The sequence below is a fragment of the Campylobacter concisus genome, assembly GCF_003048605.1.
GTDB lineage: Bacteria > Campylobacterota > Campylobacteria > Campylobacterales > Campylobacteraceae > Campylobacter_A > Campylobacter_A concisus_BM.
In genome coordinates this window covers 93,338-116,275 of sequence record NZ_PIRX01000003.1, presented here as the reverse complement: position 1 = coordinate 116,275, position 22,938 = coordinate 93,338, and the positions used below count along the sequence as shown (strand labels likewise).

22 protein-coding genes and 1 pseudogene are annotated in these 22,938 nt (G+C 40.1%); 9 read left to right on the top strand and 14 right to left on the bottom strand.

Translation table 11 applies throughout. From position 1 onward, the window contains the following. The first annotated feature begins 29 nt into the window (after positions 1-29). Positions 30-782 (top strand): tetratricopeptide repeat protein, encoded by a 753-nt coding sequence (locus tag CVS86_RS03000; RefSeq protein ID WP_107790923.1) that lies wholly within the window; start codon positions 30-32, stop codon positions 780-782. A 121-nt stretch (positions 783-903) separates the two neighbouring features. On the opposite strand, the gene flgG is transcribed toward CVS86_RS03000, so the two are convergent. Together flgG and CVS86_RS02985 are read right to left on the bottom strand one after the other, a co-directional pair. Continuing rightward, positions 904-1,692: a flagellar basal-body rod protein FlgG gene (gene flgG / locus CVS86_RS02990; RefSeq protein ID WP_002942100.1), complete on the bottom strand. Its 789-nt coding sequence runs from the start codon at positions 1,690-1,692 to the stop codon at positions 904-906. A 15-nt stretch (positions 1,693-1,707) separates the two neighbouring features. Next, positions 1,708-2,517, bottom strand: a complete 810-nt coding sequence (locus CVS86_RS02985) for a flagellar hook-basal body protein (protein ID WP_107790922.1) — start codon at positions 2,515-2,517, stop codon at positions 1,708-1,710. A 150-nt stretch (positions 2,518-2,667) separates the two neighbouring features. Between CVS86_RS02985 and rpoD the strand changes: the two genes are divergently transcribed. Then, positions 2,668-4,521: an RNA polymerase sigma factor RpoD gene (gene rpoD, locus CVS86_RS02980; protein ID WP_107790921.1), complete on the top strand. Its 1,854-nt coding sequence runs from the start codon at positions 2,668-2,670 to the stop codon at positions 4,519-4,521. A 485-nt stretch (positions 4,522-5,006) separates the two neighbouring features. On the opposite strand, the gene CVS86_RS02975 is transcribed toward rpoD, so the two are convergent. From CVS86_RS02975 to CVS86_RS02945, 7 genes are all read right to left on the bottom strand, one after another. Then, positions 5,007-5,762: a flagellin gene (locus tag CVS86_RS02975; protein WP_199906510.1), complete on the bottom strand. Its 756-nt coding sequence runs from the start codon at positions 5,760-5,762 to the stop codon at positions 5,007-5,009. 138 nt (positions 5,763-5,900) lie between these two features. Next, positions 5,901-7,193: a histidinol dehydrogenase gene (hisD, locus tag CVS86_RS02970; protein WP_107790919.1), complete on the bottom strand. Its 1,293-nt coding sequence runs from the start codon at positions 7,191-7,193 to the stop codon at positions 5,901-5,903. After that, positions 7,190-8,041, bottom strand: a complete 852-nt coding sequence (locus tag CVS86_RS02965) for a pyridoxal-phosphate dependent enzyme (protein WP_107790918.1) — start codon at positions 8,039-8,041, stop codon at positions 7,190-7,192. Before CVS86_RS02965 ends, hisD begins: the two co-directional genes overlap by 4 nt. Continuing rightward, complete coding sequence (locus tag CVS86_RS02960; protein WP_107790917.1) at positions 8,034-9,125, bottom strand: OmpA family protein; 1,092 nt, start codon at positions 9,123-9,125, stop codon at positions 8,034-8,036. Before CVS86_RS02960 ends, CVS86_RS02965 begins: the two co-directional genes overlap by 8 nt. Beyond that, positions 9,122-10,435 (bottom strand): MotA/TolQ/ExbB proton channel family protein, encoded by a 1,314-nt coding sequence (locus CVS86_RS02955; RefSeq protein ID WP_107790916.1) that lies wholly within the window; start codon positions 10,433-10,435, stop codon positions 9,122-9,124. The genes CVS86_RS02960 and CVS86_RS02955 overlap by 4 nt, the downstream gene beginning before the upstream one ends. A gap of 4 nt (positions 10,436-10,439) precedes the next feature. Beyond that, positions 10,440-11,504: a class II fructose-bisphosphate aldolase gene (gene fbaA / locus CVS86_RS02950; protein ID WP_107790915.1), complete on the bottom strand. Its 1,065-nt coding sequence runs from the start codon at positions 11,502-11,504 to the stop codon at positions 10,440-10,442. A gap of 15 nt (positions 11,505-11,519) precedes the next feature. Further along, positions 11,520-12,338: a peptidylprolyl isomerase gene (locus CVS86_RS02945; protein ID WP_009294116.1), complete on the bottom strand. Its 819-nt coding sequence runs from the start codon at positions 12,336-12,338 to the stop codon at positions 11,520-11,522. A gap of 94 nt (positions 12,339-12,432) precedes the next feature. Between CVS86_RS02945 and nth the strand changes: the two genes are divergently transcribed. Continuing rightward, positions 12,433-13,065 (top strand): endonuclease III, encoded by a 633-nt coding sequence (gene nth, locus CVS86_RS02940; RefSeq protein WP_107790914.1) that lies wholly within the window; start codon positions 12,433-12,435, stop codon positions 13,063-13,065. 38 nt (positions 13,066-13,103) lie between these two features. Here nth and CVS86_RS02935 read toward each other — a convergent pair whose 3' ends face one another. Genes CVS86_RS02935 through CVS86_RS02920 form a run of 4 tightly spaced genes read right to left on the bottom strand, consistent with a single transcriptional unit; the run spans position 13,104 to position 16,060 of the window. After that, positions 13,104-14,393, bottom strand: coding sequence for a M28 family peptidase (locus tag CVS86_RS02935; RefSeq protein WP_107790913.1), 1,290 nt, complete (start codon positions 14,391-14,393; stop codon positions 13,104-13,106). 17 nt (positions 14,394-14,410) lie between these two features. Then, on the bottom strand, positions 14,411-14,668 hold the full coding sequence (locus CVS86_RS02930) for a heavy-metal-associated domain-containing protein (protein WP_107790912.1): 258 nt from the start codon (positions 14,666-14,668) through the stop codon (positions 14,411-14,413). Further along, complete coding sequence (locus CVS86_RS02925) at positions 14,661-14,984, bottom strand: hypothetical protein (RefSeq protein WP_009294140.1); 324 nt, start codon at positions 14,982-14,984, stop codon at positions 14,661-14,663. The genes CVS86_RS02930 and CVS86_RS02925 overlap by 8 nt, the downstream gene beginning before the upstream one ends. Continuing rightward, entirely contained in the window at positions 14,981-16,060 is a 1,080-nt protein-coding gene (locus CVS86_RS02920) for a transglutaminase-like domain-containing protein (RefSeq protein WP_107790911.1), read from the bottom strand. The genes CVS86_RS02925 and CVS86_RS02920 overlap by 4 nt, the downstream gene beginning before the upstream one ends. A gap of 91 nt (positions 16,061-16,151) precedes the next feature. Here CVS86_RS02920 and CVS86_RS09860 point away from each other — a divergent pair, with 91 nt between their 5' ends. The 5 genes and pseudogenes from CVS86_RS09860 (at position 16,152) to CVS86_RS02900 (ending at position 19,728) form a co-directional block, all read left to right on the top strand. Beyond that, entirely contained in the window at positions 16,152-16,319 is a 168-nt protein-coding gene (locus CVS86_RS09860; RefSeq protein ID WP_199906509.1) for a hypothetical protein, read from the top strand. Between the two features lies 1 nt (position 16,320). Beyond that, the gene (gene cmoB, locus CVS86_RS02915; protein WP_234399223.1) at positions 16,321-17,190 is read left to right on the top strand and encodes a tRNA 5-methoxyuridine(34)/uridine 5-oxyacetic acid(34) synthase CmoB; all 870 of its coding nucleotides are present in this window, start codon (positions 16,321-16,323) and stop codon (positions 17,188-17,190) included. Between the two features lie 8 nt (positions 17,191-17,198). Beyond that, the gene (locus tag CVS86_RS02910) at positions 17,199-17,738 is read left to right on the top strand and encodes a thioesterase (RefSeq protein WP_107790909.1); all 540 of its coding nucleotides are present in this window, start codon (positions 17,199-17,201) and stop codon (positions 17,736-17,738) included. Between the two features lie 197 nt (positions 17,739-17,935). Beyond that, a pseudogene (locus tag CVS86_RS02905) lies at positions 17,936-19,188 on the top strand (major outer membrane protein). A gap of 114 nt (positions 19,189-19,302) precedes the next feature. Next, on the top strand, positions 19,303-19,728 hold the full coding sequence (locus CVS86_RS02900) for a trehalose-6-phosphate synthase (RefSeq protein WP_107790908.1): 426 nt from the start codon (positions 19,303-19,305) through the stop codon (positions 19,726-19,728). 58 nt (positions 19,729-19,786) lie between these two features. On the opposite strand, the gene ppk2 is transcribed toward CVS86_RS02900, so the two are convergent. Continuing rightward, the gene (ppk2, locus tag CVS86_RS02895; protein WP_002942696.1) at positions 19,787-20,596 is read right to left on the bottom strand and encodes a polyphosphate kinase 2; all 810 of its coding nucleotides are present in this window, start codon (positions 20,594-20,596) and stop codon (positions 19,787-19,789) included. A 107-nt stretch (positions 20,597-20,703) separates the two neighbouring features. Between ppk2 and dsbD the strand changes: the two genes are divergently transcribed. After that, complete coding sequence (gene dsbD / locus CVS86_RS02890) at positions 20,704-22,431, top strand: protein-disulfide reductase DsbD (RefSeq protein WP_107790907.1); 1,728 nt, start codon at positions 20,704-20,706, stop codon at positions 22,429-22,431. The last annotated feature ends 507 nt before the right edge of the window (positions 22,432-22,938 follow it).

The window sequence follows — 22,938 nt, the reverse complement described above, 5'->3', positions numbered from 1 at the left end:
ACTTATTTAAATTTTTAAAAAGGTAGGCAATGAAAAAGACTTTCTTATTTTTAACCTCTACGGTGCTTTTGTGGGGCGCAAATTTAGACCAAAAAGCGCTTGAGACAAAGTGCGAAAAGGCTGATACCGCAAGCTGCTACGAGCTTGGAGCTATCTATCAAGAGAGCAAAAACTACCAAAAAGCGGGAGAGTTTTACAAAAAAGCTTGCGAGCTAAAACACGCAAGTGCTTGCAGTAGCGTGGGCGTGCTTTATGACATGGACTACATAAAAGATGTAAATAACAAAAATGCAGCCAAATTTTACCAAAAGGGCTGCGAGCTAAACGACGGCTTTGGCTGCGCAAGGCTCGGCTTTGTCTATACGCTAGATAAAAACTATCAAAAGTCAAAAGAGCTGTTTTTAAGAGCTTGCGAGCTAAAAGATGGCGACGGATACTACGGCCTTGCACTTTTATACTATGACGGAAATGGCGTAAAACAAGACGCCAAAAAGGCAAAAGAGCTCTTTGAAAAAAGCTGCGATCTAGACGCACCAGCAGGCTGCAATAGCCTTGGCATGATGCTTCAAAGTGGAAAATATGTAGAAAAAGATCAAAAAAGAGCTAGCAAACTCTTCATAAAAGCTTGCGAAATGGGCTTTGGAGATGGTTGTCACAACCTTGGGGTTATCTATTTTGAAGCAAAAGGCGTTAAGAGCGATAAAAATTTAGCCAAAAAATACTTTGGCAAGTCCTGCGAGCTAGGCAACGACGAAGACTGCCAAATTTACAATGCTCTATAAATTTAATGCACCTGACTTTTTGGACCCTTGCCCTTTGGGGTCCTGTCCGAAAAGTAAAAAACATCAAGCGTAAAAGCAACAAGTATAAGTCCAACAATAGCCAAAGTCGCGTCCATATCACCTACCTTTTAAGTCCATTTACTATCTCTAACATCGAGTCACTCGTAGTTATCGCCTTTGAGTTCGCCTCGTATGCGCGCTGGCCTGTGATAAGATCAGTCATCTCTTCAACAAGCTGAACGTTACTCATCTCGACAAAGCCCTGTCTGATCGTGCCAAGTCCGTCAAGGCCAGCCACACCTACTACCACGTCGCCGCTAGCGCTTGTTTGGAGGTAATTATTATCGCCCATCGAGTGAAGACCGGCTGGGTTTATGAAATTTGCTAGCTCGATCTGACCTATCTGAGCCATGTCAGTTTCGCCAGCTTGAAGCACTGAGACAGTGCCGTCTGTGCCTATTGAAATTTGCGTCGCATTTGCAGGGACTGTGATCTGCGGGATGAGCTGGTAGCCGTCGCTATTTACGATCGTGCCGTTTGCGTCAAGCTTAAATGCGCCGTTTCTAGTGTAAGCCGTCGTGCCATCAGGGAGTTGAATTTGAAAAAAGCCGTTGCCAGCTATGACCATATCTAGGTTGTTGCTAGTCTCTTTAAAATAGCCCTGAGAGAAAATTTTATTTATCGCTGTTGGGCGCACGCCAAGACCTACTTCGATGCCTGTCGGGCTTGTAGTAGTTTGGCTCGTAGCCGTGCCTGCGTACTCCATAACTTGATACATAAGATCGGCAAATTCAGCCCTATTTTTCTTATATCCATAGGTATTTACGTTTGCGATGTTGTGTGAGGTTACGTCTATCTGCGTCTGTTCGGCGATCATGCCAGTGGCCGCAGTGTAAAGTGATCTCATCATAGTTTTATCCTTTTATTAAGCTTTTAGGGCTAGTTTTTGAACAGCATCTTGGTTAAGGTCAGTCATGTGGCTTGTCATAACCTTTTGATACATATCAACTAAGCGCTGGGTTTCTATTAGACCCACCATTTCTAAGACTGGATTTACATTTGACATCTGAGCGTAGCCTTGCATAACGCTGTCAGCCTCGTCAAGCTCGGTTATATCGTCAAAATTTCTACTCTCAAAGAGATTGTCGCCGACCTTTTTTAGATCCCTTATCTCTCTTGGCTGAGCGATGTAAAATTTAGAAAATTGATTGTTATTTGAGTATAAATTTCCATTTTTATCAACGGTTAGCACCTCGCCTTGCGGCATTTGGATGCCTCTTTGACCTGGATTTTGCGCTTCATAGCCACTTGGTAACACCCTATAACCCTCTTTTGTGACGATGTAGCCGTCTGCATCAAGGCTAAAAGAGCCATTTTTGCTTAGTTTTACGCCATTTGGAGTATCGACTAAGAAAAAAGCATCGTCTCTTTTTATCGCAAAGTCAAGCGTGTTTGAGCTGTATTTAAAGCCACCAGCGCTAAAGTCGGTGTATTCTTCGCTCACTTGTGGCACACGATCAAGCGTTCTATTTAGAAATTTAGCTCCGTCTTTTGTGTGATTTTTAAGCGGAAGCTCATCTTGCGTCTCTTTAAAAATTCTCGCAAAGTCGCCGATGACTACGTCGTTTCGCTTGTAGCCGATCGTGTTTACATTTGCAAGATTGTTTGAGATGACATTTAGTCTGTTAAACTGCGTTACCATGCCAGCAGTGGCTTGATAATAACCATTTTGCATAAATTTTCCTAATCAAAATTTGATTTTTTAGAATTACTAAGCAATCATCGTTCCAACTTTCTTTTTATAGACATTTAAAAAATTTTGGGTATAATCCACTTTCTTTTAACCAATACTTAAATCACAATGATACGATTTGAAAGGAAATTTATGAGCGCCGCAAAAGACTCTTTTTCTCAGATAGAAGAGCTTTTTGTTGAAAATGCAAAAGGCTTTTTGACATACGAAAAATTAGTAAAATTATTAGACAAAGCTCCGACGGCTACGATAGTAAAAAAGATAGAACAACTAGCAAAAACAAACAAAGTCCAGCTCATCACATCTGCTGAGGCTGCAAAGCTTAGAAATTTAGCTGACGCCAAAAAACGTCAAGAAAATGCTCAAAAAAGTGATCAAGATATCGACGAGGATCTCGATCTTTCGAGCGAAACAGACCTTTTAGAGTGGTCAAGATCAGATAGTCCAGTAAGGATGTATCTAAGAGAGATGGGTCAGATCGCACTTCTTACAAAAGAAGAGGAGGTCGAGATCAGCAAGAGGATCGAGCTTGGCGAGGATATCATCATCGATGCATTTTGCTCGGTGCCGTTTTTGATCGATTTCATACTTGATTACAAAGAGCCACTTATCAATAGAGAACGCCGCGTAAAAGAGCTTTTTAAAAGCTTTGAAGACGAGAGCGAAAATGAAAATGAAGAGAGCGAAGAGGATATAGACGAAGAAGATGAGGAGAACGAAGAGAACGAAACTCCTAAAAAATCAGCCAAAAACGACAAACGCGCAGAAAAAGTTATAGAGAGCTTTAAAGCCCTTGAAAAGGCTAAAAAAGAGTGGCTAAAGACCGCGAACAAGCAAGATAAAGTAGAAAGCGATGACACAGCTTCAAAAATGACGCTTGCATTTAAAAAGAAAATTTTAAAAGAGAAGCTAATGGATCTTGGCCCAACAAGCAAACTTATCAGCGAGATCGTAAAATCAATGGAGACAGCACTAAAAAGTGATGATGAATTTGATAGAGAGCTAAAACGCTTGGAGTATCGCTTGCCGATGTTTAGCGACGAGCTTAAGAAAAATCACAAAAGCATCTTAAAAGACATCATCAAGCTTAGCAAAGAAGAGATCGCAGCTCGTGTACCAGAGGCTACGATGGTCTCAACCTACGTCGAGATCAAAAAGCTTTTTACGACAAAAGAGGCGAGCAAACAAGGCTTTGACCTTGAGCCAGCAAGGCTAAAAGAAATTTTGGAGCAGATCAAACGTGGAAAGAAAATTTCAGACGAAGCAAAAGCTAGAATGGCTAAGTCAAACCTCCGTCTAGTCGTAAGTATCGCAAAACGCTATACAAACAGGGGCTTGCCATTTCTTGACCTCATCCAAGAGGGCAACATCGGCCTTATGAAGGCGGTTGATAAATTTGAATATAGAAAAGGCTATAAATTTTCAACCTACGCCACATGGTGGATCCGCCAGGCTATCTCGCGCGCGATCGCTGATCAGGCAAGGACGATTAGGATACCTATTCACATGATAGAGACGATCAATCGTATCAACAAAATCAACCGCAAATACCTCCAAGAAGAAGGCAAAGAGCCTGACGTAAGCGTCATCGCAAAAGAGGTCGGACTAAGCGTTGATAAGGTAAAACAGGTGATAAAGATCACAAAAGAGCCTATCAGCCTTGAAGCTCCAATCGCAAACGAAGAGGACGGTAAATTTGGAGATTTTGTCGAGGACAAAACTTCTCTATCACCGATAGATCAAATTTTAAAAAGTGACCTTAGAGAGCAGATCGACGATGTGCTTTCACAGCTAAATGAGCGCGAAAAGGCAGTTATTTCGATGAGGTTTGGTCTGCTTGAAGATGAGAGCGACCGCACGCTTGAAGAGATCGGCAAGGCGCTAAACGTCACTCGTGAGCGCGTCCGCCAGATAGAAAGCTCGGCTATCAAGAAACTAAAACACCCAAAAGTTGGTAGAAAACTCAAAAACTACATCGAGGGCTAGCAAGCCCTGCCCTTTTGGGCATCTGCACCTAACTCTTTAAATTTATATCCTAGTCTATAATTAAGTTATTTTGTGACCGAAGTGTGAAAAAGGCTGGTAAGGAATTTAATGTTTTTGCATGTGTCTATACCCTATTTTGGCATATATATGCTCTTTGTTTGGATGGCTTTTTATCTTTGAGAAATTTGTTAGCTTCTATACCCTTTAAAGGACTTTCTCTTTGAAAAATTTATAGCATCTACGCCCAAAAATTGTTTTAAATATTACATATGCCTCTTATCGTAAAAAAATTAATCTAACCTTCGTTTTTAGGGCACACCTGCTATAAAAATTATTTCTTTAAGGACACATTAGCTACAAAATTTAAACTAAATTCCAAAAACAATAACTAAAAAGCATAAAAATTTAATTTACAAATATGTTGTATAAGTTAAAAAAGTAGAAATAAAAAAAGAGAGTTTTACCGGCACAAGACCGGTAAAAATTTATTCGCCTAGAAGTTTATCTAGTTTTGCAGCCAAGCTCGTAGTGTCGTGAGCTTTAGCCAAAGAGGCAGCATGTAGCTTTAAATTTGCTTGTAAATTTTCTTCCAAGCTCTTTGCGATGTCACTGCTGTCAAGATTTTCTACGCTATTAGTGTTTGCTACGCTTCTAGCAGCTAGAGCGTTCATACCCTTAAATACAGCATTTTGTGTCGAGCCGATCTCTGAGCGAAGTGAATTTATATTTTTCAAAATATCGCCAGAATTTGAGCCATCCTCTTTAACATTTAAAAGAGCATTTGTGCTTAAATTTATATTTTTTGTGCCCTCACCTGTAAAAAAGCCAAGCTCGGCGTCAAAAACGTTTTTGCCGTTAAATTTAGCCTCTTTTACGCTGTCGCTCATCGCATTTTTAAGCGCATTTATCTCGCCTTTTATGCCCTTTTGCTCGTTCGCTGAAAGAGCTGGGTTTGAAAGCTTGCTTGATAGCTCGCCGATCTTATCCGCACTCTCGCTTAAATTTAAAAGCGTTGAGTCGGCGATCTGAAGCATACCGATCATATTGTTTGCATTTGCCATGCCCTCATTTAGGACATTTGTTTGCGAAAGTAAGCTCTCTGCGATTTGCAAATTTGCACCTGATGCTTTGATCTCGCTATTTGCAGAGATGGCGTTTAGCGCCTTTTTCTCGCTATTTTTAGCTTGATCTAAATAATAGTTTCCTGAAGCCTGGTTTGCAGTATAAGTTCCTAACTTCATATCAACTCCTTTTTTAGTAGTTTCGTGATGGATTTTACTATAAATTTCATAAAAAGTTGCAAAAATATTTCTTAAAGCAAAAAATATTTTTAAAAAGATTTTAGAAAATTTTAAATTTTCTAAAATCAAATTTCGTTTTTAATCCTCTAACCTCACGGCGATTGATCTTTTATGAGCCGTTAATCCTTCGGCTTCGGCTAGCTGCATGCATGGTTTGCCAAGGTGTATGATGCCTTTTCTGCTAACTGAGATGATAGAGCTTCGCTTCATGAAATTTTCAACTCCAAGCGGTGAGTAAAATCTCGCACTTCCGCCAGTTGGCAGGGTGTGGTTTGGTCCAGCGATGTAGTCACCCATCGCTTCAGGCGTGAAGTGTCCAAAAAATATCGCTCCAGCGTGTTTTACCTCGTCCATATAGCTCAAAGCGTCGTTTGTAGCGACCTCTAGGTGCTCCACTGCAAGCTCATTCATCAGTTTAAAGCACTCTTGTAAGTCTTTTGCGACGATGATAGCGGCTTTATTTCTCATGCTAGCACTAGCGATTGGTTCGCGTTTTAGAGTTTTTAGCTCGTCCTCTATGTGTCTTTGCACTGCCCTTGCGAAAGCCTCCACTGGCGTTATCAAAAAGGCACTTGCGATCTCGTCGTGCTCGGCTTGTGAGAGTAGATCGATCGCTATATGGCGAGGGTCCGCGCTATCATCAGCTATCACGCCTATCTCGCTTGGACCTGCGATCATATCGATATTTACGTCGCCATAAACTAGCTTTTTAGCAGTCGCTACGTAGATGTTGCCAGGTCCTGTGATGACATCGACCTTTGGCACGGTCGCTGTGCCGTACGCCATCGCCGCGATCGCGCTCGCACCGCCTATTTTAAAGGCTGTTTTGATGCCACATAGATGCATCGCTGCAAGAAGCAGAGGATTTACCTTGCCGTTTGGTGCTGGGGTGCAGACAACGATCTCTTTTACTCCGGCCACGATCGCTGGGATAGCATTCATGAGAAGTGAGCTAGGATATGCCGCCTTACCGCCTGGGATATAAAGGCCAGCGCGATCAACTGGAGTGTATTTAGCACCAAGCAAGATGTCGTGCTCGTCCTTATAGGTCCAGTCGCTTGGTTTTGTGCGCTCATGATAGCTTTTTATCCTGTCGTGGGCTAAATTTAGAGCCACTCTTAGGGCGTTATCTAGCGAATTGTAGGCCGCTTCCATCTCTTTTACGTCGATTATTATGTCGTTTTTGCCTGTGACATTAAATTTATCAAATTTACTTATCTGTGCGAAAAGCGCGCTATCGCCATCTTTTCTTATCTCGTCTATGATGCCTGTAACCACTGGCATCACGGCACTCATGTCATTGTCACTTCGTCTAACAAGCTGTGAAAATTTACTCTCAAAGTCAGCGTCGCTGCTGTGTAAAAACTTCATTTATGATCCTTTATTTTTAGTTTTCTCTCATATCTTTGCTTTTGTGTAATGTTACCCAAAATTCCACCCTGGTGGATATATAAAATTTCGCTCCCAAGCTTATCTAAATTTGCAAAAAGCGTCATAAAGCCCACCGGGTCGTAAATAAGCTCAAATTCAACACCACTTTTGCAAACCTCAAGCCAAATTTCATAAAGCTCTTTGTATAAATTTCCAAAATGATACTTCTTTGGCGGATTTAAAATTTGCACTTTGCTATCTTTATCTAGCTCGTAAATTTGCTTTTTTAGATAGCCGCTATCTCCTACGCAAGGGGCTGTAAAAACCCTAAGATCGGTGTGCTTTGCTAGATAGCATGCGCTTGTGCCTGTGCCTGATGGCAAAAAGATATCAGGCCTTATGCCACTTTTTTTGCTCCACTCATTTATCTCACGTGCCTGCGTGATAAAGCCAAGCTCAGCCTCACTCTGCGCCACGCCCTCGTTTATAAATAGCGCATTTTGGCTCTTTGCTAGCTCTTTAGCAAATTTCTCACGCTCCTCTTTTACAAAAATTTCCATACCATTTTCAAGTGCAAATTTGAAATTTCCAACTGGATCTTGCTCTAAATTTGAGCTAAGATGAGAGACTACGTAGTAAAATTTAAGCCCTTTTAGCTTGGCAAAAAGGCTTAGGCTATACATCGCGTTTGACTGGCTTGAGCCGTGAGATACGATGGCTTTGATGCCGCTAAGATCGGCCTTTAGAAAATACTCTAGCTTTCTTGCTTTGTTGCCGTTAAACTCGCCTAGCAAATCATCTCTTAAAAGCCAAAATTCTCGCTCTCTTAAGCGAATTTTATCAATCACCCTTAAACTCCAAAAATTTCTCTATCTCATTGATAGCCTCTTTGTTTGAGAGTGAAAATTTGATCTCTATGCGCCTTGAAGCGTCCTTATCCTCGGCTCCGTCTTTAAAAACTAGCTCGTTGTAGCTTCGGCCACTTGCGACAAGCAGCTTTCTAAGGCGTGCATCGCCATCAAATGAGTTTATAAACTCCATCACGGCGTAGGCTCTTTTTTGCGAAAGCTCTAGGTTATAAATGTAACTTCCGTCGCTATCCGTAAATCCCTCTATGACGATTTGATCGATGTTTGAGGCGATCTCTTTATCATTTAAAAGCACGTCAAAATACTTACTAAGCGTGACCTTTAGCTCCTCTTTGACCTCTTCTTTTAAGACCGCGCTGCCCTTGTCAAAAAGCACTGATGAGCTAAGCTTTAGCGCGCCTGAGTTTGGGTCGATCTCGATGCTAGACCCTAGCCTATCTTTTAGAGCTGAGATCACTTTTACTCTTATGCCAGTTAGGTTTTTGACCCTATCACGAGTGACGTTTAGATCCCTTAAGAGCTCGTCATATCTAGCCTCTTTTTTGCTCACTTGCTCGAGCAAAAAGGCGATCTTGGCTAAATTTTTCTCGCTGCTCGCATTTGCGTCGCTAAGCGCTCTATCTTTTGATGAAATTTCATCATTTAGCACGATCATCTTTTGATTTAGATCAAATATGCTAGCATTTAGCTCTTTTATGCTCGCATTTGCGTCCTTGTTTTCCTCTATAAGCTGGGCTAGTTTTTCTTTTAGAGCGTCTATTTGTATGACAAAAATTTCATTTGATTTTTTTAAATTTATGTTTTCGTCGCTTATCTTTGAAAGCTCGCTTTTTAGGGCGTCATTTAGCTCTTCAAGTGTGAAATTCTTACCCTGAGCGTCTTTTAAATTTGCTAGTGCTGCGATGATGGCTTGCTCTTTATTTTCAAGAGTGTTTTGAGTTAGGACGTATTTTACGACGACAGCGCCTATTAGCAGCATAAAAACAAAGAGCAGACCCGCCATCAAGTCTGCGTACGAAACCCAAAAGCTCGATTGATCCTCGTTATTTTTGTTTATTTTCATTGCACTAGATTTTCGATTTTTTCTATTACAGAATTTGCTTCTTTGTCGATCTCGTCTATGTTCTTCTTAAGCTCAGCAATGAGGCTCTCGCGCTCTTTTTCACGCTCCAAGCTCCTGCCCTCTTGCTCATACGCCGCCTTAAATATCGTCGCACTCTCCACGAGTGAGGCTCTAAATGCCTTTAATGCGTCATTTTGCTCTTTCATCAAAGAGAGAGAAAATTCTTTTAAAATGGCGTCAAAGCTCTTTATAGTCTGCTCAAATTTTAGCTGGCTCTCTTTTGTGGCATTTAAATTTCTGCTAAAAATCTCGCCAAGCTTTGCATGCTCGGTTAAAAGCTTAACCTCCATATCTTTAAAGGCGTTAGAAAACGCGCCAACTGCCTTTAGTATATCGGAGTGGATTTTTACAAATTCATCTTGTTTTAGCCCAGATTCATTTAACATTTTTAAACTTGCACTAAGCTCTGCCTTGCTTTGATTGATGATATTTTTTTCAACCTCGCAAAGTTCTTTTAGAGTGTTAAATTTCTCATTTGCCTGCTCGCTTAGCTCTTTTACAAATTTATCATCAAGCACCATTTTAAAGGCATCGTGACTATCTTTAAAGTAGCCTACACTTGCCTTCATGAAATTTGCATTTAGCTCATTGTCCTGCCAGAAAAACTCTCGGCTTAGCTCTTTTTGCTCGCTATAAAATTTCTCAAATTTACTAATGCCGATCTTTTCAAAAAACATCCACCAAAGCGCTAAAAATATGCCATATATCGATACATAAAACGCCGTAGCTACGCCGTTTAGCAGTATAGCGATCTCTTTTTCAAGTCCGTTTGCAGTGCTTGAGCTAAAGCTTGGCATCGAGATAGCGATACTGATAAATGTGCCCAAAATTCCAAGCATAGGAAAGACTGCTTGTCCGATGTTTGCTAGGTTGTCATTTCTAAAATTTCTTGTATAGCTCTCGAAAAAGTCTTCAAATTTAGCGTTTGCCTTTTTGACGCTTGAAATTTCAAAAAGGTGAGCGATGATAAATTCTTTTAGCCTTATCTTGTAGTCTTTGGCATTTGCTAAGAAATTTGAGTAAGCTACCAAAGCACTGTGACGAGAAAATATAAAAGCGACAAAAAGTATAACGCCCATCATCACGATGGTGTGAAGCTTCATCTGAAAATTTATAACACCAAGATACGCTAGTATCGCCAAGATGTAGATAGCTAAAGGGATAAAGATAACTTTAAAAAAGACAAAGAAAGAGTGAGCTTGGTGCTCTTTTGGCACGCTTAGCTCACTAAAATCATTTTGATTTTGCATAGGATTAGTTCCTATTTAGGCAGTTTAAGTCGCTAAAAGCAGTCTGAAGACGCTTAACCATGCTCTCCTCACCACTTCTTAGCCATTTCCTTGGATCGTAGTATTTTTTATTTGGCTTATCCTCACCCTCTGGATTGCCGATCTGCCCTTGCAAGTACGCTCTATTTTTAGCCTCATACTCGCGCACGCCGTCCCAAAATGCCCACTGCGTATCGGTATCGATGTTCATCTTGATAACGCCATAGCTTACAGCATTTTTGATATCTTTTAGCTCACTGCCGCTACCGCCGTGAAATACAAAATTTACTGGCTTGTCGCTTTCTGTGTTAAATTTCTTAGCGACATGGGCTTGTGAGTTTTTAAGAATTTCTGGTCTTAGCACGACATTGCCTGGTTTATAGACGCCGTGAACATTGCCAAAACTAGCTGCGATGCTAAATTTATCGCTTATCTTACTTAGTCTTTCATAAGCAAGCGCGACGTCCTCTGGCTGGGTGTAGAGAAGTGCGTTATCAACGCTTGTGTTATCTACGCCATCTTCTTCGCCACCAGTGACGCCAAGCTCGATTTCTAGGCTGATACCAAGCTCGCTAAGCTCTTTTAGATATTTCTCGCATGTGCTTAAATTTTCGTTGATATTCTCTTCGCTAAGATCAAGCATATGAGAGCTAAAAAGTGGCACGCCGTGAGTTTTTTTATACTCATGGCTTGCTTTTACTAGCTCATCTATCCAAGGCAAAAGCTTTCTAGCGGCATGGTCAGTGTGTAAAATGACTGGCACGCCGTAAGCACGAGCAAGCAAATGAACGTGCTTTGCTCCAGCGATCGCACCAAGAACGGCTGCATTTTCGCAGGCTTTACCAGCGTAAAAACCTGCACCGCCATTACTAAACTGAACGATAACAGGCGAGTTAGCAACCTTTGCCGCTTCTAAAACAGCATTTACTGAGTCGCTGCCTACGACATTTACAGCAGGTATTGCAAAACCTTGCTCTTTGGCATAAGCATAAAGTTTTGTTACATCATCTCCGCTTAAAACACCAGGTTTTACGATATCTAAAACGCCCATTTTATCCTCCAAATTTTATTTGTATTCTATCTTTGCTTTTTGGCGTAGAGCTTCACTTTTTTGTCTAACAGCAGCTTGAAATTTCTCCATTTTTACAGCTTGCTCGATCTCTGGTTTTGCTTGCTCAAAGCTTACAGTACCAGCAGCTTTGCCATCTTCTTTTAAGATAACATGGTAGCCAAACTGAGTTTTGACTGGCTTAGTTGAAACTGTGCCATTAGCCATTGAAAATGCTGCGTCTGCAAAAGGTTTTACCATTTGGCTTTGACCAAACCAGCCAAGCTCGCCACCGTGTGCTGCTGAGCCTTTGTCGATTGATTTTTGGCTTGCTAGCTCTGCAAATTTCTTAGTTAGTGCCTCGCCTTTTAAATTTTTAAGTTGAGCGATGATGTCATTTGCTGTTTTTTCATCTTCAACTAAGATATGTCTTGCTCTTGCTTGAGCTGGTTGGTTCATGCTAGCTTTGTTTTTGTTGTAAAAATCTCTTAAATCGCTATCGCTTACTTTTATACCGTCAAATAGTTTTCTCATATAAAGCTCAACTGCGATGCCCTCTTGTGCAGCTTTTACAGCCTTGATGTAATCAACATCTTTTTCAATGCCTGTCGCTTTTGCGTCTTTTAAAAGAAGTTTTCTGTTGATTAGATCGTCGATTATACGTTTTTTCTCATTTGGTTGAAGCTTGCTAGCGTCAAAACCTGGCATAGCTGCTGATAAAAGTGCTGAGATATCGCTATCATTTATAGCATCGCCATCAACTGTTGCAACTACTGCTGCGTTTAGAGTGACAGCTGCAGCTAAACTTAAAACTGCTGGAAACAAAAATTTTTTCATATAAATCCTTTAAAAAATTGATTTTATGGGCAGGATTATATCAAATAATGCGGTAACTTTTCGTTTAACTTGCAATTTTAGGTAAAATAGCCAAATGAGAACAAAAAAAAATATTTTAGAGATAAAAAAGAGGCTTTTAGAAGAGTTTAAAGACGCCAAAAGCGAGCTTAAATTTAGAAATTTATATGAACTTCTTGTCTGCGTCATGCTCTCAGCTCAGTGCACAGACAAAAGGGTAAATTTGATCACACCTGCCCTATTTGAGGCGTATAAAGATGTTTTTGAACTAGCTAGCGCAAATTTAGCCAGCCTAAAACTCATAATAAACTCATGCAGCTTTTTTAACAACAAGGCCGTAAATTTGATCAAGATGGCAAACAGCGTGGTTGAGCTTTATAACGGAGAAATTCCGCTTGATGAAGAGAAGCTAAAAGCCCTTGCTGGAGTTGGGCAAAAGACCGCTCACGTCGTGCTTTTAGAGGCGACAAATGCAAACGTAATGGCTGTTGATACGCATGTTTTTAGAGTATCACATAGACTTGGCTTAAGCAGCGCAAAGACGCCAGAAGCGACAGAAGAGGATCTAACTCTTGCTTTTAAAACTGACCTTGGCAAGCTTCATCAAGCGATGGTTCTTTTTGGGCGCTACACCTGCAAGGCTAAAAAGCCACTTTGTTTTGAGTGCATTTTAAACGATCTTTGCAAGAGCAAGGATAAGGTGATATAGATAAAATTTGCTAGAAATTTCTAGCAAATTTTACTTTTTTATGAGTTATATTTTTTAACGATACCGCGAACGACTTTTTCTATAAAAAGTGCAGAAGCTACTTCGCAGTGCTCTCTTGTAGAGTGAGGTGAGTAGATGTTTGGTCCTATTGAACATGCACTAAGACCTGCTTTTTTCTCCAAAAGCACTCCACACTCAAGACCCGCGTGCACAGCTGTTATCCTTGCATTTGGATTATAAATTTTAAGTTCATCCAAGATATCGTTTGCAAATTTATCATTTATAGGTTTCCAAGCTGGGTTTCTATCTTTTGAAATGACGCTAAAACCAACCGCTTTTGCAAGCTCTGAAATTTCAAATTCCATCCTATTTAGCCCATCTTTACTCATTGATCTTGCGAAAAACTCCACTTCAAGCGTGCCATCGTCTTTGATCTTTGCAAGTGAGAGATTGACGCTATCTTGTGGTATGCCTAGTTCACAGTTGTAGGCTCTTACGCCTTGTGAAAATGAGTTGATAAGAGCTAAAATTTTCTCGCCATTTTCTAAAATTTTATCTCCCGTGCCAAGCTTTTTCACGCTTAAATTCTCACACTCGCTCTTTAGCTCTTTATCGCTTAAAACTAGCGCAGTTGCACCGCTTGGGATAGAGTTGCTTCGCTCGCCACCTTCAAATTTAACAAGCTTGCAGCCATTTTTAGTAACAAATGCCGCTAAAACCTTGATCGCATTTGGGATATTTTTATGTATCTCGTTGCCAGAGTGCCCGCCAGGTAGGCCACTCACTTTTACTTCATAAAGCGTGCTCTCTTTTGTCTTTTTGCTATTAAGCGCAATAGTAGCAAATAAATTTACACCGCCAGCGCAGCCGATAGTTACGCGGTCGTCCTCTTCGCTGTCTAAATTTAAAAGCTTATCGGCTTTTAGATCGCCGCTAAAACCAGCAGCTCCGACCATGCCGACCTCTTCGTTGTTTGTAAAGAGGCACTCAATGTCGTCAAATTCGCTTATCATCTGCATCATGATAGCCACGCCTATGCCGTTATCGGCACCTAAAGATGAGTTTTTAGCCCTCATGTAGCCATCATCGCCATAAACTATCTCTATCTTTGGCGCATCGCCCATACAGACCATATCATAGTGGCTTTGCAAGCAAATTTTTGGCTTGCCTTTAAAGGCATGAACGTTGCCAAAACTATCGACCACGACCTCACAGCCCTTATCTTTTGCATAGCTAGCCAGAAAATCACGCATCTTATCAGTCTCGTAACTGCAGTGCGGTATCGACGCAAGTGTCTCAAATTTCGCTAAAACTTCACTCTTTGACATATTTGCCTCCTTTAAATTTATTTTATCTCGCCCTTATAGCCAGTCGCATCGACCGCCTTTAAAAGCTCTTTTTCATCGACCTTGTCATCTGCTATAACGACAGCTTTTCGCTCTTTTAGCGATACATCTGCCTTTTTTACACCCTCAACGCTAAGTGCGGCCTTTCGAACTATCGCTGTGCAAAGCGGACAGTGCATGCTAGGCACCAAAATCTCTATCGTTTTCTCAGCGTAGCAACTAAGTGCAACAAGGGCTAAAACTAAAATTTTACGCATAAATTTCTCCTAAAAGCTCCGGATATGTAAGGAGTAAAAGCAAAATCACTCCAAAAAGTATATATATAAGTATCCATTTTTTCTTTTTATAGCTTAGGTTGCAGCTTTTTGGCTTGTAAAACAGAGCTACACCAGAGATCACAAAGCAAATGACTGCCACGACGCTTAAAGGGACGCGGTACTCGTATAAATTTTGTGTCCAAGATAGAAATGAAAAAGATGTGCCAAAAAGCAGAAAAAGAAGTGCCGGCAAGCAGCACAAGGTAGCGCCGATAGCACTACCTATGGATGTTAGTATCAGCCAAAAGGCTCTCATTTTAGCTCTGTTGAGACGTAGTCGTAGCTAAATTCTTTTGGCGAATAATAATTTTGTGTGTTGCCATCAACCTCAGCGTATGGATAGCCAAAGTTATTTAGCGGTGTTTGCTCTGGAGTTGGCTTTAAGATAAAGTCGCGTCCGTAGTTAAAGCCTATCCAGCACATCTCCCAGTTGCCAAAGCAATAGTCCCTAACAGCTACGATCTTAGCGTCGTCGTTTGTTAATTTCTCGCCCAGTCTTACCTTCGTGACATCCGCTGGATCAACCGGTATCCAACCATAGCCTTTTAGATAAAACTCAGCCCTGCAGTGCTGTCCGCCTGAAATTTTAGCCACGCCGTCTTTTGCGCTACCCATCTGATCTGAAAATCTAGACTGACCAACCCTGATACCAAAAATTTCTCTTGCAGGGATGCCAACTGATCTGCAAAGTCCCACAAAAACTGAGTTTATGTCGGTGCATTTGCCAACAAGTTTGCCACTTTCAAGTATCGCTTTAACGTCGCCTGTGCCACATCCAAGGATGCTGTTATCGCGCTGCATAGTGTTTGCAACCCACGTATATATCGCTTTTGCGCGCTCCAAGTCGCCTTTAGTATTGCCGATAATCTCTAACGCTTTTGCTCTTACGACGCCGTCAGTTGGGATGTGTGAAGTTGGTTTTAAAAACTCCAAAATCGCAGGATCGACCTTCTCATTTGGATCGTAATTTACCTTGCTAAAGTCGGTATTGCGCTCTGTTGTTTGAATTTTAAACTGGATATTTAAAATAGGTCTTTGCTCATTTTCTTCAAATTCGCCATACATTGTTGGTATTAGCGTGTCTGAGATATAGACGTTTTTAGCGGTTGTGTTTATGACGTAGTCTTGAGTTAGTTGCTGATAAGTGGTGCTTAGTGGGAGCGGTAGCCAAATTCTCGAGCTTTTGCCCTTTTCAAGAAGCAGATGTTTGAAATTTACGTCAAAATTTCTAACTACTGGGTTTGCTGGCTCGTCGCTAGCTAGAGTGACACTTGGAAGCAGACTTGCTGCACCTAAAAAACTACTGAATTTAAAAAAATCTCTTCTTTGCATAAAATGCCTTTTGCTTAATCTTAGCCAAACTTGGCTCTAAAACTGCCTGCTATTCTAGCATAAAATTTTTATTTATGATAAAATCCGCCACATGAAAAAGATTATATTTTTAGCCTTTATAGCGCTATTTTGCAACGGTTGTCTTTATATGAACGAGCGTGGAGTTTCGACGCAATATTATAATGATTGTAAAGAGTATTATGACGCGACTGGCACCTACCAAAAAGAGTGTCCGCACAACATCGTCGACTGGAAATAGCGTGGATCTTAGCAAATTTAACGAGCAGCAAAAGCAAATTTTTAATAAGATAGAAAATTTAGCAAATTTTGATTGCGAATTTAGCCTCTCTGATAGCGTAAATGTCAAATTTAAAAATTTAAACCAAGCTAAAAAAGATGAAATTTACAACCTCGCCCTTAGCCTAAAGCCTTGGCGAAAAGGGCCATTTTTACTTGATGATATATATATAGATAGCGAGTGGCAAAGTTTTATTAAATTTAATATCCTTGCCCCACACCTAAATTTAGCTGGCAAGTGCGTAGCTGACGTGGGTTGTAACAATGGATATTATATGTTTAAGATGCTTGAGTACGGCCCAAAAAGTATAACTGGCTTTGACCCTAGCGTGCATACATATTTGCAGTTTGCTTTTTTAAATAAATTTATCCGCTCAAATATCGCTTACGAGCTTCTTGGAGTAGAGAGCTTGCCAGAATACGCAGCGAAATTTGACACCATTTTTTGCCTTGGCGTGATATATCACAGAAGCGATCCTATAAAGATGCTAAAAGAGCTAAAAACCGCGCTAAATCCTGGTGGCGAGCTATTTTTAGACACGATGTATATAGATATGGATGGCGACTTTGTGCTAAGCCCAAAAGATAGATACTCAAAAATTTCAAATATCTACTTTGTGCCAACGCTTAGCGCGCTTTGTAACTGGTGCGAAAGGGCTAAATTTAAGGACTTTACCCTGCTTGAGACAAAGGCGACTGATCTAAACGAACAGCGAAAAACACATTGGATAGACGGAGAGAGTCTTGGAAATTTCCTAGACCCAGATGACAACACAAAGACCATCGAGGGCTATCCAGCACCAAAAAGAGCCTATGTAAGAGTTAAAATTTAAGGATAAATATGGCAGATGAAAATATTTTTGAAACAAAAGACGAGTCGCAAATAATCCTCCCAGAGGATGAAAACCCGCTAAGAAACGAGATAAAAACAGCTCCTTTAACAAAGCTAAATTTTAGTGGAACGGCATTTTTGCTTGAGAAAAATCACGCAAAAACTAGATTTTTTACCACGGCTGATATGGTAAGCGACGCAGAAGGGCTCATACATAGCGGTTTTGTCTTCATGGGGGCAAACTACGCAGCACTTTTAGCTATAAATGAAGAATTTTGCGTTAGCATCGGTGCTAGGATAAATTTCTTTGGACCGCTCAAACTTGGCGATGTGGTCGAATTTGACGCACAAGCGAGGTTTGAAGAGAGTAGAAAAAGAGAGGTAAAAGTGATAGGCTACGTAAAAGAGATCAAGATATTTGAGGGCATCTTTCAGCTAGTCACGCTTGAAGAGCATATCTTTGTCACTCAGCAAAAAAATATCCAAAAAGAAGCTGCCATAAGACAAAAGAAAGAGCGCGAAGAGGCGCAGGCTAAAAACAACGGCTAAATTTAACTGATGAGATATAATTTTCTCATCTTTTAACTTCAAATAAACTCAAATTTTTAAAGACAAATTTTATCTCATTATCTTATTTTGGTAAACGATCGGTAATAATTTTTGAAATTTTTAACGAAATTTAAGCTATAAAATTAATCTTCTATAATAATATCCTTTCAAAACATTTTTATCAAAAGAAGATTTAGATGAAACTTACAAAAGTTAGCTTAGCTGCTTTGGTTGCTTTAGGTGCATTTTCAAGCGTTGCAAGTGCAACTCCACTTGAAGAAGCTATAAAAAATGTAGATCTTTCAGGATATGCTAGATATCGTTATACAAACGATTACACTAAAAAATCAACGGCGAACGCAGGAACAGAAAAAGGTAGCAATGCTGGACACGTATTTAGAATGCAAACAGCATTTAAAGCTGCGATTGACGACAATTTCTTTGGTGTTTTAAATTTAAGATATGAAGCAAAAGACAACTCAGGTGATGCAACTACTGGCACAGATAAAACAAATGCAACTGATTCATTTGGTGTATATGAGATGTATCTAGGTTATAAGGTAGGTAATACTGCTATTACGGCTGGTAAACAACTACTTGGTACTTTCTATGATGCTAAAGATATAGCTGGCACAGGTATTAAAGTAGTAAATACTGATGTTCCAGGTCTTACTTTAGCAGCAGCTGCATTTGATGCCATAGAGTCAGAAAGCATGGATACAAGTGGTCCGCTAGTCCGCTAGTAAGCACTTTAGTAAATACTAATCTATTTAGCGATTCATCTGCAAATATCTATTATTTAACAGCTCTTGGAAGTTATGACCCACTTTCTTTTAAAATAGCTATTGCAAATGTTCAAGAAGTAGCTACACTTTACGGTGCTGATGCTGGTGTAAGCTTTAATGTAACTGATGATGTTAACCTAAACTTAAAAGGTCAATTTGTTCATAATGACTCAGATCACAAAGATGTAGCTGATGCAAATTTCTGGGCAGTTCAAGCTGGCACAAAACTATTTGGTGCTAAACTTAATGCTGGTTATTTAGACTTTGACGCTAAAAACAAAGACAATAATAAAATTTCATTTGTAACGCTTGATGCAAATGGTGAACTTATCAACCCAGCAAAAATTCTAAATGGTGTAATAGGTTCTGCAACTAGCGGACAACAATATTACAACAATATCAAAGGCAATAATGATTACTGGTTTGTTAATGCAGGATATGATATCGATAAGTTTGGCTTTGGTGCTGGATATATTCAAGGTAAAGGCTATAGCTGGGCTCTTGCCAAAGAGAGAGCAAAAAGAAGCGAGTGGTCTCTTGATGCTAGCTACAAATACAGCAAAAAACTTACATTCTTAACATGGTATGCAGCTGCTAAAGATAGAAAAGACGGTGTAAAATTCCAACAAGATCGTATCAGATTTGAAGCAAAATATAGCTTCTAAAAACATTTATCCGAGCGAACTTTCGCTCGGATCTTCTAAGCTTCTCAATACTTAATCAAAATCAGCAAATATAACTAATAAAATTTATATAATGCCAAACAAAAAAGGCAAAAAATGTATCTTTTCTCTCTAATTACGCATTTAGTTTGTGCCATTATTTTTATTGGTTATGTATTTTTCGATGTTTGCATATATCCATTTGCCAAAAAAACGATAAGTCCTCAAACTCTTGAAGCTGTCAAAAAAGCCTATACAAAAGGCAGTGCAAAGGTTTTTGGCACGGCATTTTTACTACTTTTGATAAGTGGGGCATACATGGCAAAGGACTATCTTGGAGGCGAACATGGTTGGTGGCAGAGCAACTTTCAAAAGCTCTTGCTAGCAAAGATCGCAGTTTTGCTTCTCATGTGCCTTGTCACTTTCATCTCTGTTTTTAATGTCACTATCTTAAAAAAGCCAGATCCATTTGGTAAATTTTCGCACCTCATAGCTCTTATTCTTTGTCTGATAATGGTCATTTTGGCAAAACTTATGTGGTGAGTTTAGCAGTAAAATTTGGCTGTAAATTTAAACCCAAATTTGCAGCCAAGTCTAATTTTCAGTCGATACTTTTTAGCTTATCTTTATTAAGCCCCTCTTCTATGCGCTTGATCTCCTCGCTTCCATCTCTTACGACGCTTTTGTCGTATTTTAGATACTCATCTATCTTTTTTGGATATTCTACGTGAGTTAGGATAAATTTAAAGACATTTAGCCTCGCCTCTTTTTTATTGTCACTTGAGACGATGACCCACGGTGAGATGCTATTGTGAGAGGCTAGCAGCATCGAGTATTTGGCGATGGAGTACTGATCCCAAAGCTCTTGCGCTTTTTGATCTACTGGAGAGATCTTAAACTGCTTTAGCGGGTCGTTTAGACGCTCTTTAAAGCGCTTTTTTTGCTCCTCTTTTGTGATCGAGAGGTAAATTTTAAAAAAAATGATGCCTGAGTTTATGATCATCTCTTCAAATTTTGGCACTTCACGCAAGAACTCTTTATGCTCAGCCTGCGTGCAAAAGCCCATCACTGGCTCAACTCCAGCCCTGTTGTACCAGCTTCTATCAAAGATCACGATCTCGCCAGCACTTGGCAGGTGCGTCACATATCTTTGAAAGTACCACTGCGTCTTCTCGACATCACTTGGCTTTGTAAGCGCCACGATACGGCAACCACGTGGATTTAAATGCTCTGTTAGGCGCTTTATCGTGCCGCCCTTGCCGGCTGCGTCTCGCCCCTCCATTAGCATAAGCACCCTAAGGCCCTTGTCTTTGACATGATTTTGGAATTTTAAAAGTTCTATCTGAAGTAGCCTTAGCTCTTCTTCGTAGCCAAGTTTATCGCTCTTTTGGTGCTTTTTATCTTTTGACATCATCGCTCCTTTTAAAAATTTCACGCTTTTTCACGATTTTACTATAAAATAGAATAAATTTAAGAATTTAGACTAAAATCATCTCTTTTAATTTAGCAAGGATTAGCATGTTTTTTAAATTCATTTTTTCTCTCATTTTGTTTGCAAGCTCGCTTTTTGCCGAGGTTTTAGACGTTAGTAAGGCGTTTATTTTAAGCCCAAGTATTGATGAACAAGGTATTGAGATCAAGTTTAAATTTGGCGAAAATATCTACCTTTACAAAGATAGCTTTGAGGTTAAGCTTGGCGAAGAGAAGATCAACAGTCTCCTAAATATGCCAAAGAGCGAAAATACCGGCGAATATGAAATTTACCCAAAAGATTTTTCACTGTTTATCCCGCTAAATTTAGTAAAAGAGCATCTTAAAAACGGCAGTGCTAGGCTAAATTTAAGCTATCAAGGTTGTGCTAAAAATGGCATCTGTTACCGCCCACAAACTAAAATTTATGACATATTTGAGAAATTTGGCAAATTTAGCATCATAACCTTTGAAAAAGAGCAAAAAGACGAAACAAATCCTGAATTTACCGAGCTTTCAGAAGATCAAAGCATCGCAAACGAGCTAAGCAGCAAAAACTTTTTTATCTCGCTTGCGACATTTTTTGGCTACGGTCTCTTGCTCTCGCTCACACCTTGCGTCTTCCCGATGATACCGATCTTATCAAGCATCATCGTCTCAAAGGGCGGCAGCCTAAATGCCAAAAAAGGCTTCTTGCTCTCGCTAGTCTATGTAGTTGCGATGAGCCTTGCTTACGCGCTTGCTGGCGTTGGGGCAAGCCTGCTTGGCTTTGGCATCGCAGGGGCTCTGCAAAACATCTACGTACTTGGCGCATTTGCGGCCATTTTTGTCATCTTAAGTTTTAGTATGTTTGGCTTTTACGACATCAAACTGCCCTCTAAATTTGAAAACCTAATCAGCAAAAAGTCACAAAACAGCTCAGGCCTAATCGGCGTTTTCATCATGGGTTTTGCCTCAGCGCTCATCGTCTCGCCTTGCGTGGCAGCACCGCTAGCAGGCGCACTTCTTTACATCGCGCAAAGCGGAGACGCCATTTACGGAGGCATCATGCTCTTTGTCATGGGGCTAGGCATGGGCGCGCCGCTTCTTGTGATAGGGCTAAGCTCAGGCAAGCTCCTGCCAAGACCTGGCGGCTGGATGGATGAAGTTAAAAAACTCTTTGGCTTTTTGATGCTCATCATGGCTGTTTGGATCCTCGCACGCGTGCTTGGAGCGTTTTTTGAGCTACTTGGTTACGGCGTCATAGGCGTCTTTGCGGCCATTTATCTTGGGGCGTTTGAGGCAGCAAATAGCGGCTGGGCTAAATTTAAAAAAGCACTTTGCGTGCTAGTTTTTATCTACTCGCTCATGCTGATAATCGGCGCATTTTTGGGCTCAAAAGATGCCTTTTCGCCGCTTTCTGGACTAAATTTAGCCAAAAATGAGAGCGAGCTAAATTTCAAACAAGCCAGAAATTTAAACGAGCTAAACGAGATGATAAAAAGCTCAAGCAAGCCAGTGCTTGTGGATTTTTATGCCGACTGGTGCGCGAGCTGCAAAGAGATAGAGCACATCACTTTTAAAGACGCCGGCGTGAAAAATGCTTTGGCAAAATTTACGCTTATTCGTATCGACGTGACAAGTGGCGGGGCGCAAAATGATGAGATGTTAAGAAATTTTGGACTCATCGATCCGCCTGCACTTCTACTTTTTAAAGACGGCGAGGAGCAAAAAGCACTTAGAACGATCGGCTTTATAAATGCTAAAAATTTCATAGCAAAGCTTGAAAAAATTTAGATTACAAAGGCAAAATTAACTGGAATTTTAAATTTATCAGCCAAATTTCTCTAGGTTTTTCAGACCTTGCGACTAACTAGGAATGTAGTAAAGAAGTAAATTTAGGCTATCAAATTTATATCATGCAGTGACGCGAGTAAAATCGCAAAAGCAAAAAACTATCAAAATTTTTAAAATATCTTAGTGATTTTGGTTTGGTTCTAGGATTGTAAAACAACCAAAATTTAATCAAATTTTGCACCAAATCGCGTGCTACAAGACCGTAATCAAAAACAAAACCAAGTAAAGCCTACGATTATCTTAAATTTATTAAATTTTAAAACATGCCAACAAATAAAAAATATAAACTAAATTTAGTTTAACACCAAGGTAGTAACGCAACTAAAATTTAATCAAATTTTGCGCCAAATCACGCACAGACAAGACCGTAATGCAAGTGAAATTTGCAATTGTCTTAAATTTAAAACATCTCAGCAAAAAGACAAAATTATTCAAATAAATTAAAAA